The sequence below is a fragment of the Streptomyces sp. NPDC002680 genome (genome assembly GCF_042889145.1).
In the GTDB taxonomy this organism is placed as follows: domain Bacteria; phylum Actinomycetota; class Actinomycetes; order Streptomycetales; family Streptomycetaceae; genus Streptomyces; species Streptomyces adonidis.
Genome location: NZ_JBIAQP010000003.1, coordinates 325891 through 337296, shown reverse-complemented (window position 1 = coordinate 337296; position 11406 = coordinate 325891). Strand labels below are relative to the sequence as shown.

Annotated in this window: 12 protein-coding genes; 4 read left to right on the top strand and 8 right to left on the bottom strand. The window is 67.5% G+C overall.

Annotated elements, in window-relative coordinates; genetic code table 11:
• Positions 1-131: 131 nt before the first annotated feature.
• The gene (pknB, locus tag ACFYXF_RS11190; protein ID WP_389349257.1) at positions 132-2132 is read left to right on the top strand and encodes a Stk1 family PASTA domain-containing Ser/Thr kinase; all 2001 of its coding nucleotides are present in this window, start codon (positions 132-134) and stop codon (positions 2130-2132) included.
• Between the two features lie 145 nt (positions 2133-2277).
• Positions 2278-3330 (top strand): restriction endonuclease, encoded by a 1053-nt coding sequence (locus tag ACFYXF_RS11185; RefSeq protein ID WP_389349256.1) that lies wholly within the window; start codon positions 2278-2280, stop codon positions 3328-3330.
• Positions 3331-3432: 102 nt separating this feature from the next.
• On the opposite strand, the gene ACFYXF_RS11180 is transcribed toward ACFYXF_RS11185, so the two are convergent.
• Genes ACFYXF_RS11180 through ACFYXF_RS11155 form a run of 6 tightly spaced genes read right to left on the bottom strand, consistent with a single transcriptional unit; the run spans position 3433 to position 7944 of the window.
• Positions 3433-4182 (bottom strand): class E sortase, encoded by a 750-nt coding sequence (locus ACFYXF_RS11180; protein WP_389349255.1) that lies wholly within the window; start codon positions 4180-4182, stop codon positions 3433-3435.
• A 34-nt stretch (positions 4183-4216) separates the two neighbouring features.
• Entirely contained in the window at positions 4217-5569 is a 1353-nt protein-coding gene (locus ACFYXF_RS11175; protein WP_389349254.1) for a class E sortase, read from the bottom strand.
• The gene (locus ACFYXF_RS11170; protein WP_389349253.1) at positions 5566-6204 is read right to left on the bottom strand and encodes an aminodeoxychorismate/anthranilate synthase component II; all 639 of its coding nucleotides are present in this window, start codon (positions 6202-6204) and stop codon (positions 5566-5568) included. The genes ACFYXF_RS11175 and ACFYXF_RS11170 overlap by 4 nt, the downstream gene beginning before the upstream one ends.
• On the bottom strand, positions 6201-6383 hold the full coding sequence (locus ACFYXF_RS11165; RefSeq protein WP_198539328.1) for a hypothetical protein: 183 nt from the start codon (positions 6381-6383) through the stop codon (positions 6201-6203). The genes ACFYXF_RS11170 and ACFYXF_RS11165 overlap by 4 nt, the downstream gene beginning before the upstream one ends.
• Before the next feature lie 43 nt (positions 6384-6426).
• Positions 6427-7137, bottom strand: coding sequence for a class E sortase (locus tag ACFYXF_RS11160; protein ID WP_389349252.1), 711 nt, complete (start codon positions 7135-7137; stop codon positions 6427-6429).
• 27 nt (positions 7138-7164) lie between these two features.
• A complete protein-coding gene (locus tag ACFYXF_RS11155) occupies positions 7165-7944 on the bottom strand; it encodes a DUF881 domain-containing protein (RefSeq protein WP_389349251.1) in 780 nt (259 codons plus the stop codon).
• 141 nt (positions 7945-8085) lie between these two features.
• On the opposite strand from ACFYXF_RS11155, the gene crgA reads away from it, so the two are divergent.
• A complete protein-coding gene (gene crgA / locus ACFYXF_RS11150; RefSeq protein WP_006383246.1) occupies positions 8086-8340 on the top strand; it encodes a cell division protein CrgA in 255 nt (84 codons plus the stop codon).
• 317 nt (positions 8341-8657) lie between these two features.
• Here the strand turns inward: crgA and ACFYXF_RS11145 are convergent, their stop codons facing one another.
• Positions 8658-9554, bottom strand: coding sequence for a rhomboid family intramembrane serine protease (locus ACFYXF_RS11145; RefSeq protein ID WP_389349250.1), 897 nt, complete (start codon positions 9552-9554; stop codon positions 8658-8660).
• Between the two features lie 152 nt (positions 9555-9706).
• Complete coding sequence (locus ACFYXF_RS11140) at positions 9707-10234, bottom strand: peptidylprolyl isomerase (protein WP_389349249.1); 528 nt, start codon at positions 10232-10234, stop codon at positions 9707-9709.
• Between the two features lie 391 nt (positions 10235-10625).
• Here ACFYXF_RS11140 and ACFYXF_RS11135 point away from each other — a divergent pair, with 391 nt between their 5' ends.
• Positions 10626-11330 (top strand): DUF5324 family protein, encoded by a 705-nt coding sequence (locus tag ACFYXF_RS11135; RefSeq protein ID WP_389349248.1) that lies wholly within the window; start codon positions 10626-10628, stop codon positions 11328-11330.
• Positions 11331-11406 lie beyond the last annotated feature (76 nt).

Below are 11406 nucleotides of genomic sequence, written 5' to 3'. Positions count from 1 at the left end.
CCGGTCCGGTATCGGCTGACGGGCTTGGCCAGGTCACACAAATGAACCCGGGTACCGTATCCCCGGACGGCACACCGCCGGACCACACAGCAGGTGCGGTCGGGACCGACGGAGAGGGCTGGTAGGAAGCTATGGAAGAGCCGCGTCGCCTCGGCGGCCGGTACGAGCTGGGCCAGGTGCTCGGCCGTGGTGGCATGGCGGAGGTATACCTCGCACATGACACCCGCCTGGGCCGCACCGTGGCAGTGAAGACGTTGCGCGCCGACCTCGCGCGCGATCCTTCCTTCCAGGCCCGGTTCCGCCGGGAGGCCCAGTCGGCCGCCTCGCTCAACCATCCCGCGATCGTCGCCGTGTACGACACCGGCGAGGACTACATCGACGGGACGTCCATCCCGTACATCGTCATGGAGTACGTGGACGGCTCGACCCTCCGCGAACTCCTCCACTCGGGCCGCAAGCTGCTGCCCGAGCGGACACTGGAGATGACGATCGGGATTCTCCAGGCACTGGAGTACTCCCACAGAAGCGGCATCGTCCACCGCGACATCAAGCCGGCGAACGTGATGCTCACGCGCAACGGCCAGGTCAAGGTCATGGACTTCGGCATCGCCCGCGCGATGGGCGACTCCGGCATGACGATGACGCAGACATCGGCGGTCATAGGAACGGCCCAGTACCTCTCGCCGGAACAGGCGAAGGGCGAACAGGTCGACGCCCGGTCGGACCTCTACTCGACCGGCTGCCTCCTCTACGAGCTGCTGACGGTACGTCCGCCCTTCATCGGGGACTCCCCGGTCGCGGTGGCCTACCAGCACGTACGGGAGGAACCGCAGCCCCCGTCGGTGTTCGACCCCGAGATCACGCCCGAGATGGACGCCATCGTCCTCAAGGCCCTGGTCAAGGACCCGGACTACCGCTACCAGTCCGCCGACGAGATGCGCGCCGACATCGAGGCCTGCCTCGACGGCCAGCCGGTAGCGGCAGCGGCGGCCATGAGCTCGGTCGGCTACGGCGGCTACGGCTACCCCGACGACCAGGCCACCACCGCCCTGCGCTCCGACGCCGGCGCGACCACCATGCTCCCGCCGATGAACCCGGACGACGGCGGCTTCGGCTACGACGACCGCGGTCCACGGCGCCGCCAGCAGCCGAAGAAGTCGAACACCTCGACGATCCTGCTGGTCGTGGCGGGGCTGCTGGTGCTGGTGGGCGCGATCCTGATCGGCAGGTGGGTCTTCGACGGCCAGAACGCCAGCGACTCCACCATCACGAACCCCAACTTCGTCAGCCAGACCAAAGCCGATGCCGAGAAGGCAGCGGTGAACGTCGACCTGAAACTGACGTTCACGAACAAGGCCTGCGAGGCGGAACCCAAGGGCAACATCTGCTCCCAGACGCCGGCCCAGGGCGTCGACGTGAAGAAGGGCGACACCATCGCGCTGGTGGTGTCGACCGGGGCGCCGAAGGTGGTCGTACCGAGCGTGCTCGGCGACGACGTCGACGACGCCACGACGAAACTCGAGGGCGACGACTACCAGTTCGACGTCAAGACGGTCGAGAAGGAATCCCCCGAGGACCCGGGCACCGTCCTGGAACAGTCCCTGAAGGTTGGCGACGAGGTGGAGAAGGGCACGACGATCACCCTCACCGTCGCCAAGGAGGAAGAGAAGTCGACCGTCCCGGACGTCACCGGCCAGGACTGTGACACCGCCAAGCAGCAGATGCAGGACAACGACCTCGTCGGCGAGTGCACAGAGGTCGAGACCGAGGACAACAACCTGATCGGCAAGGTCATCGCGACCTCGCCCCAGGCCAACACCCAGGCCGACCCGGGCTCCACGGTGACCATCCAGATCGGCAAGGCGGCCGACAAGACCGAGGTCCCGAACGTCGTCGGACAGACGGTCGGACAGGCCAAGCAGACCTTGCAGGCAGCCGGCTTCAACAACATCCAGTTCACCAACGACAGCGACCAGAGCGACACCGCGATCGTCACCGGCCAGAACCCGGGCCAGGGCAGCGAGGTCAACGACCCGGGCAACACCCAGGTCACGCTCCAGAGCGTCGGCTTCGGAAACAACAACAACGGCGGAAACAACGGCGACAACGACAACGGCGGCATCTTCGGCTGACGTCTCTTGTCACGCAGCTGAGCCCCGGCACCTGAGAAGGCGCCGGGGCTCACTCATACCCATGTACGAAATCCGACCAGAACTTCGTATGCCTGGACTCGTTGGACGGGTGAGGAAAACCCGACGAGTCGAGGAGAAACGAAACGTGATCAACGAAACGGCACTGCTGGAGTCGAAGACCTTGCGCGACAGCGTGCTGGAACGCACAGATGTGCTCGACAAGGTCAAGGCTCTGTCACTACTGCCGGACGGCATGCATGTGACAACGGCGATGGTCGCGGCGTACTTCGAAGTCGCGGAGCGCGCTGTCAACCGTATGGCACAACGGCACCGGGACGAGCTGACGGTGAACGGCCTGCGGATCCTGCGCGGCGAAGAACTCGCGCGATTTAAGGGAGACACGTTGTCTCTCTATCCTGAGAGCTATCCACAACCCCGCTCCAGCCTGGCCCTTTGGTCCCGCCGAGCCGTTCTCAACGCGGCCATGCTCCTCCGCGACAGCGAGGTGGCCCGCCAGGTCCGCACCTATCTCCTCGACATGGAGTACCTGGCACGCACCACCCACTCGGTGGACAACCCGGCCGAGGCAGCTACACAGTCCCTCGACGACCGCATCGACCAGCGCATCACCCACATCCTCGGCAAGACAGTCGTCCCCATGTTCAACGCCCTGATCGAAACCTCAGGCGAACACCGCAAGGAACTCATCGCCCTGCGGGCAGGAGTCCAGCGCGTCGAGCAGCGGCTCCGGCAGCACCACGCCCGGCTGCAGAGGCTCGAAAGCCCGCACGAGGGCCGTCCCCTCCCCGGAGTCATGGCCTCCATGGACGCCATGAACGGCCGCACGTTCGAGCACCACATCGCCAAACTGCTGCGCCGCGACGGATGTACGAACGTCGTAGTCCAAGGCGGTCACGGAGACCGGGGCGTCGACATCATCGCGCTCACGGCCGACGGGCGACGCCTCGTCGTCCAATGCAAGAGGTTCGCGCCCTACCTCAACATCACCAGCCCCGACGTACAGAAGTTCGTCGGCTCGGCCAAGGTGCTGTACAGCGCGGAAGTGGCGCTCTACGTGGCAACGTGCCCCTTCACCCCAGAGGCGCTGAGCATCGCCGCCAGCGGCGGCATCACCGCCGTACACCGTGGGCTGCTGGAGGAGTGGAGCGCCGGAGCGCCGCTCGAGATCCTGGAGTAACTGCGGCACTCGCAGGAAGAGGCCCGAAGCCGCAAGAGAAAGTTGCGGCTTCGGGCCTTTGTCATGCTAGAGGACTGAGGTCCTCCCAGGACCTCAGTCACCTCACCGCAACTCCTCCGGCACCGTCCGCTTCGAATCCACCTTCTCCACCCGCACCAGCTCCCCCCACACGATGTACCGGTACTCCGACGTGAACACCGGGGTACAGGTCGTCAGGGTGATGTACCGCCCCGCCTTCCGCTTCCCCGACTCCTTCGGGATCGGGGACAGGACCTCGACGTTGTACTTCGAGGTCTCCGGGAGCGTGTTGTAGACCTTGTAGACGTACCACTCGTTCTTCGTCTCGAAGACGATCGGGTCGCCCTTCTTCAGCTTGTCGATGTTGTGGAACTTGGCGCCGTGGCCGTCCCGGTGGGCCGCCAGCGTGAAGTTGCCCGACTTCGCCTGGGGGAGACCCGACTTGATCGGGTCCGTGTAGTAGCCGGCGACGCCGTCGTTCAGGACCTTCGACGACGTGCCCTTCTTGACCAGGACCTCGCCGTTCTTCATCGCCGGGACGTGCAGGAAGCCGATGCCGTCCTTGGTGTCCAGGGCACCGGGACCCGTGTCCGCGTCGGCCCAGTGGTCGCGTACCTCGTCGCCCTGCTTGTCCGCCTCGCGGTCCGCGACGACGTTCGTCCACCAGAGCGAGTACGCCACGAACAGGCCCAGCACCAGGCCCGCCGTGATGAGGAGTTCACCGAAAACGCTCACCGCGGTGGCCAGTTTTCCGGTCGTGCCCCTGGGGCGGGCCTGCGAGGGGGAAACGGGCACGTCCGCGGCCTGCTCGTCGTGGTCCGTCGTCGCTGCCACTCTTCATCGCCCTTACTGCTGCACGAGACCGGTACTACAAGAGCGCATCCGGCTTGCCCTTGCTGCGCGGCCGTTCCTCGACCATCTTGCCCCACACGATCATCCGGTACTTGCTCGTGAACTCCGGAGTACACGTCGTGAGGGTGATGTAGCGGCCCGGCTCGGTGAAACCCGAGCCATTGGGGATCGGGTCCAGCACGCTCGTGTTGCTCGGCGACGTGACCGGCAGGATCGCCTCCATCTTGTAGACGTAGTACTTGTCCTGCGTCTCCACGACGATCGCGTCGCCCTTCTTCAGCCGGTTGATGTACCGGAAGGGCTCGCCGTGCGTGTTGCGGTGCCCCGCGAGCCCGAAGTTGCCGGTCGCCGCCGAGGGCATCGCCGTGTTGAGGCTGCCCTCCGCGTAGTGACCGACCATCCCCCGGTCCAGCACCTTCTTCTTGCTGGTGCCCTCCGCGATCGGCACGACCACGTCCAGCTTGGGGATGTCCAGGATGGCGAACCCCTGCCCCGGCTCGAACACCCCCGGTGCCCGCTTCCCGCTCGCCCAGTCGTCCTGGAGGCTGCTCGCCTCGTTCCCGGCCTGCGCGTGCGCCCGTACGTTCGTCCACCACAGCTGGTAGGTCACGAACAGCAGCATCAGTACGCCGGTGGTGATGAACACCTCACCGACCGCCCGGCTCGCCATCACGGCCATGCCCGGCTTCTGCGCCCGCGCCGCCTGCCGCGCGGCCACCCGCGAGAGGGGCGCGCCCTCCGCCGAATCGGCGGCCTGACCCTCCGATGCCTCCTGAGGGCCTCCATGGCGCCCGTGACGGGCCTTGGCGGCCTTCCGGCGCGCTGCCCGCCCACCTGCCGCCGAAGGGCTCTCAGAGGCGCCTGTGGCCCCTGCGCCGGCCGAGGCGTCCGACACCGACTCCTCGTCGGGTATTCGCGGCAGATCCGCCAGCCGCAGCGCCACCGTCTCCTCGTCGACCGGAGGCAGCACGACGGGAGGAGCCACGGGCGGCTGCGTCGCACGAGGAGGGGCCGCGGGAGCCACGTACGGCACCTGCTCCTCGTACACCCCCACCTGCCAGTCCTGCGCGTACCCCCGCGAGTCGTACCCCGACTCGGGCCCGGAGCCCCGGTGCTCCGCCGCCCCCTGCTCGGCCGAGGCGTCGTACGGCCGCGCATGGCCACGCCTGCGCCGCCCGCTGCCCGGACCCGGCGGCGGATCGTTCCGCTGCCCCGGCAAGGGATCGCTCAGCGGATCCACCGGCCGCTCCGCCGGCGCCTCGAACGCACCCGGCACCCCGTACGGCTCCTGCTGCCCGTACGAGGTTCCCTGGTCGCCGGTGTCTCCGTACGCGGAGCCGGACTCGCGCTCGGGGCGCAGGGCGGTCACGCCGTGGCCCTGCCCACCACCGGGGCGAGCCCCGACGACCTCGCCACCGCACCCGGGTCGCCGCACTCCACCAGCCAGTTGGCCAGCATCAGGTGACCGTGCTCCGTCAGCACCGACTCGGGGTGGAACTGCACACCCTCGACCGGGAGTTCACGATGTCTGAGGCCCATGATGATCCCGTCGTGCGTACGGGCCGTGACCTCCAGCTCGGCCGGGACCGTCTCCGGTTCCGCCGCCAGGGAGTGGTAGCGGGTCGCCGTGAAGGGGCTCGGCAGACCCGCGAAGACGCCCTTGCCCTCGTGTTCCACGAGGGACGTCTTGCCGTGCAGCAGCTCGGGCGCGCGGTCCACCACACCGCCGTACGCCACCTGCATCGACTGCATGCCCAGGCAGACCCCGAACACCGGCACCCCGGTGGCCGCGCAGTGCCGCACCATCTCGATGCAGACGCCGGCCTCCTCGGGCGTACCCGGGCCCGGCGACAGCAGCACACCGTCGAAGCCGTCCTGCGCGTGCGCCGTCGACACCTCGTCGTTGCGCAGCACCTCGCACTCGCCGCCCAGCTGGTACAGGTACTGGACCAGGTTGAAGACGAAGCTGTCGTAGTTGTCGACGACGAGAATCCGGGCGCTCACTGGTCGTTCACCGTCACATCGTTGAAGGGGAGCAGGGGTTCGGCCCACGGGAAGACGTACTGGAAGAGCACATAGACCACCGCCAGCGCCAGTACGAGGGAGAGCAACGCCTTCACCCACGCGTTCCCCGGCAGATGCCGCCAGATCCAGCCGTACATGCCGTCCCTTCCGTCGCCCACGGCACCCGACTCGCGGCACCGGACTCACGCGTACCTCACCAGATTAACGGCGTAGCGCCGCAGGTTTCCCGGCCTCCACAGGCTGTGTGGAATCCAGGTGCGCCCAGACGATCAACCGATGGCTGTGGCCCCACTCCGGATCGCACGTGGTCAGCGTGAGATAACGACCCGGACGCGTGTACCCGCTCTTACGTGGCACAGGATCGATCACCTCAATGTCCGTGGGCACGGTTTTGTAGGGGCCTTTGTCGATCCGATACGTGAACCACGTCGTCCCGTCCGTCAGCACCACCGCGTCCCCGCGGCGCAGCTTCGGGAAGTCCTTGAACGGATCGCCGTACGTACGCCGGTGGCCCGCGACCGAGAAGTTGCCCTCCTGGCCGAGCCGCGTGGTGGTGGCGTAGTGGCCCAGCCCCTTCTTCAGGGTGCTGGTCTTCGTGCCTTCGAGCACGGGCTTGTTCCACGTGAAACCAAGCCGGGGGATGTACATGATCGCGAAGGGTTTGCCCGAGGAGTAGGGGCCGGGCGGCTTCGGGCCCGCCGTGCTCGTGGGAGTGGCCGACGTCTCCGGCTCCGGCGCCTGGGTCACCGTGCCCTTCGACCACTGGTCCTGTAACTGGTCGATCTGGTCGTCCATGACGCCGTCGGCCTTCACACCGGTCCAGAACAGCACGTACACGACGAAGAGCACGATCACCGTGCCCACCGTGACGCACAGTTCGCTGACCGTCCTGATGATCACGCGCCCCGACACAGGCCCCCCAGTGGTGAGCTACGCCAGCTACTTCACAGGTGTCGCGTACTGCAGATCCACTGTGCCCGAGTAACCGGGCAGAGTCACCGTCCCGTCCTCGTCGACCTGCCAGCCGAGCCCGTAGACGTTGACGTAGACCATGTAGTTCTGGATCGCCTTGGACGCGGTGAGCGCGTTCCGCAGCTTCTCCGGGTCCCCGACCGCCGTGATCTTGTACGGGGGCGAGTAGACGCGTCCCTGAAGGATCAGCGTGTTGCCCACACAGCGGACGGCGCTGGTCGAGATCAGCCGCTGGTCCATGACCTTGATGCCCTTGGCCCCGCCCTGCCACAGGGCGTTCACCACGGCCTGGAGGTCCTGCTGGTGGATGACCAGGTAGTCGGGCTGCGGCTCGGGGTAGCCGGGGAGTTTCGCCGTGGCGTTCGGCGGGGCGTCATTGAGGGTGACCGTGAGCGCCTCGCCCTTGAGCTTCTGGGTGCCCGCGAACTTCTCCAGCGCCGCCAGCCTGGCGTCCTCGGCCTCGGTGCTGCCGTCGTCGCGTTCGGCGAGGGCCTCGACGTCGTCGCGCAGGGCTGCGTTGGACTCGTCGAGCCGGCCGTTCTTGTGGCTGCGCTCCTGGATGAGGTCCGAGAGCCTCAGCAGGGAGGCGTCCGTGCGGATGTTCGTACCCTTGGCCGTGTCGAAGCTCGTGAAGAAAATCAGCCCCGCGAGGGCGAAGACCCCCACGGTGAGCACCCGGACCGGGCGGAAACGGCGGTTACGGGCGGGACTGACATCCGTCCCGGGGAAGTCGGCGGAATTGCTCAACGTACCCTTATCTCCTTCGGCGCCGCGGAAGCACTACGCTAACGGACGCCCGGGGGAGCACTAAGTGTCCCCTTGTACGCTGCCCCGGAGCCCGACCAGTTCCCTGCGCGGCCACGCAGCGCATCGACAGGAGAGACCCTCGTGCCGAAGTCACGTATCCGCAAGAAGGCCGACTACACGCCGCCGCCCGCCAAGCAGGCGACGGCCATCAAACTGAACAGCCGCGGCTGGGTCGCACCGGTCATGCTGGCGATGTTCCTCATCGGCCTGGCCTGGATCGTCCTCTTCTATGTGACCGACGGCACGCTGCCGATCGACTCACTGGACAACTGGAACATCGTGGTGGGCTTCGGCTTCATCGCCGCGGGCTTCGGTGTCTCCACGCAGTGGAAGTAGGGCCTTCAGGGCGGGCCATCAGGGCTCTGCCCAGGGCTTTTCGCTGAGTTATCCACAGCCAGGTTGAATTTCCACACCCCGCCTGGGGAAAAGACGACGATCTGTGGATAACTCATCGAGTGTTGACGCCGGTACGACTGACACACCGGTAACCGCAAGCTTGTTCGCCCCCTGCCTGACCTGGGAAAACTCCGGTCGGTGACAGGGGGCACAGCTGTTCCCGCACACTGTGCACAGGTAGCGCCACGGACTGTGGACAACAGGCACTCAGTGACAGGAGTGACCTGTCCGGGCGCGCCGAAACCCGTCGAGGCGTGCTAGATGAGCTGGCCCGTGCGGATCAGCGTCATGGCGACCACCACGACCAGGACCACCGCACAGACGCCGTACTGGACCAGGGACCGGCGCTCGCGCGGGGCGTGGACCATGGCGTACCCGATGACGACACCGGCGACGAGGCCGCCGATGTGGGCCTGCCAGGCGATGTTGCTCCACCCGAAGGTGAAGATCAGGTTGATCACCAGCAGGGCGAGGATGGGCCGCATGTCGTAGTTGAGGCGGCGCATCAGGACGGCGGTCGCGCCGAAGAGGCCGAAGATGGCACCGGAGGCGCCGAGCGACGGCTGGTTCGCGGCGGCGATCAGATACGTCAGCGCGCTGCCCGCGAGGCCCGAGACGAGATACAGCGTGAGGTAGCGGGCGCGGCCGAGGGCGGCTTCCAGGGGGCCGCCGATCCACCACAGGCTGAGCATGTTGAAGAGGATGTGCATGACGCTGCCGTGCAGGAACATCGAGGTCAGCAGCCGGTACCACTGTCCCTCCGCGACGCCCTCCATCGAGCCGAGACTCGGGACGTAGGCGCTGCCGAGGAGCTGGAAGCGGTCCGTGAACTCGTCGCCGAGCGACATCTGGAGCAGGTAGACGGCGAGGTTGATGCCGATCAGGATCTTGGTGAGGAGCCTGGGGTCGGCCGTGACGGTGCCGCCGGCGAGGGTGCGGGGGCGGGAGGCGCTCGGCGCGTGTCCCGTGCCGGAGCCGTTGCGCACGCATTCCGGGCACTGGAAGCCTACGGAGGCGCTGACCATGCACTCGGGGCAGATCGGGCGTTCGCAGCGGGTGCAGCGGATGCCTGTCTCGCGGTCCGGGTGGCGGTAGCAGGTGGGCAGGCTCTGGGCGTCCTGCGGGCCCTGCGGGCTGCCTGGCGCCTGGTCCATGGGATCCCCTAAGTCCGTCAGTCCGTCGTCGTTCGGTCAGGCGTCGTATGCAATGCACCGCCCCGCCCATCCTTACGGATGAGCGGGGCGTTTGGTTCCCTGCTGGTTCCCCTCCGGGAAGAGCCGGCGGTAGGGGTTCCCGGGGGTGAGCTCTAGCGGGTCTCGATGACGACCGACTCGATGACGACGTCGTTGACCGGGCGGTCGGTGCGCGGGTTGGTCGCCGCGGTCGCGATGGCGTCCACGATCTTCTGGCTGGCCGCGTCGGTGACCTCGCCGAAGATGGTGTGCTTGCGGGTCAGCCACGCCGTGGGGGAGACGGTGATGAAGAACTGCGAGCCGTTGGTGCCCGGGCCGGCGTTGGCCATGGCCAGGAGGTACGGCTTGTCGAAGCGGAGGTCCGGGTGGAACTCGTCCTCGAACTGGTAGCCGGGACCGCCGGTGCCGTTACCGAGGGGGTCACCGCCCTGGATCATGAATCCGCTGATCACCCGGTGGAAGACCGTGCCGTCGTAGAGCTTGTCCGTGGACTTCTGACCGGTCTCCGGGTTGGTCCACTCACGCCCGCCGGTGGCGAGCTCGACGAAGTTCTGGACCGTCTTGGGCGCGTGGTTCGGCAGGAGCCGGACTTCGATGTCGCCGTGATTGGTCTTCAGGGTGGCGTAAAGCTGCTCGGCCACGATCTGCCTTCCGTTGTCCTCTTGTGACTCCCCGATCCTCGCACGGTCCACGCGGTGCGTCGCCCGGCGCCCACCTCCGAGCGAAAATCCGGCGGTTTCGCTTGCGCTTCCGGCGGTGCGCAGAAAACCGGTCGAGTAGGCACGGGACGGGCGCACGGCGCGGCGATCCGTGGCATTGTCGACGACAAGCTCCTGTTGCCCGGTATTCATCGCTATTGCATGTGATCGTCATCCGCTGCCACATGCGATCGGTTCGGTGCCGTCAGTCCCGTGGGACCGGCCGTCCATGACCCGGATGCCCGCCCTCGCATGCCCCGTGACGTATTGCCAGGCATGATCCGTAAAAGGGTGGAGAGTCGAATAACCGTACGCCACCGACGAGGAGGATCCCGTGACCCGCATCGAAAGCGTGCGCGCCGCAACCAGCTCGGCGAAGGACAGCGTCCTGCACGCCGCGGACGTGGTGGCGCCCTACGCCGACACGGCCAAGGACAGGGCCACCCAGTACGCCCACGAGACACGCGTGCGGCTTGCGCCCAAGGTGTCCCAGGCTGCGGAACAGGCCCGTGTCCAGTACGGCGCGCATCTGGCGCCGCGACTGGAGCAGGCCCGTACGCATGTGCCGCCGAAGGTCGACCATGCCGCCCACGAAGCCGCTGCCCGTACCGCCAAGGCGGCCCGGCAGGCCGCCGACTACACCGCGCCGCGCGTGGAGCGGGCGGTCGCGGCGGCCGGACCCGTACGAGAGGAGGCCGCCGCACGCAGTGTCGCGGCGCTGGCCGCGCTGCGTGGCCAGGTCACTCCGCAGGAGATCCGGAAGCTGGCCCGCAGGCATGAGCGGCGGGCCCGGGCCGGCCGACTCGCCAAGGGGCTGGTCGTGCTGGGCATCCTGGCGGGCGGCGCCTTCGCCGCGTGGAAGTGGTGGGACAAGCAGGCCAACCCCGACTGGCTGGTCGAGCCGCCCGCCGCGACCGAGGTCCCGGAGACGGGCCGTCTGACGTCGGTGGACGGCACCGCTCCCTCGCATCTTGACCCCGAGGTCGAGGCGAAGGAGGCCGAGTCGGAGGCGGCGGAGGGCGACGAGGACCGCCGCTGACAACTGCTCGACGGACGGTTCGTGTGTGGTGTCGCTGTGGGGCGGGAGACCAGAGGGCCTCCCGCCCCACAGCGAT

Coding starts and splice junctions, on each gene's coding strand:
- ACFYXF_RS11145 (WP_389349250.1), bottom strand. CDS start 9,554: ATGGACCAGGCGCCAGGCAGCCCGCAGGGCCCGCAGGACGCCCAGAGC.
- pknB (WP_389349257.1), top strand. CDS start 132: ATGGAAGAGCCGCGTCGCCTCGGCGGCCGGTACGAGCTGGGCCAGGTG.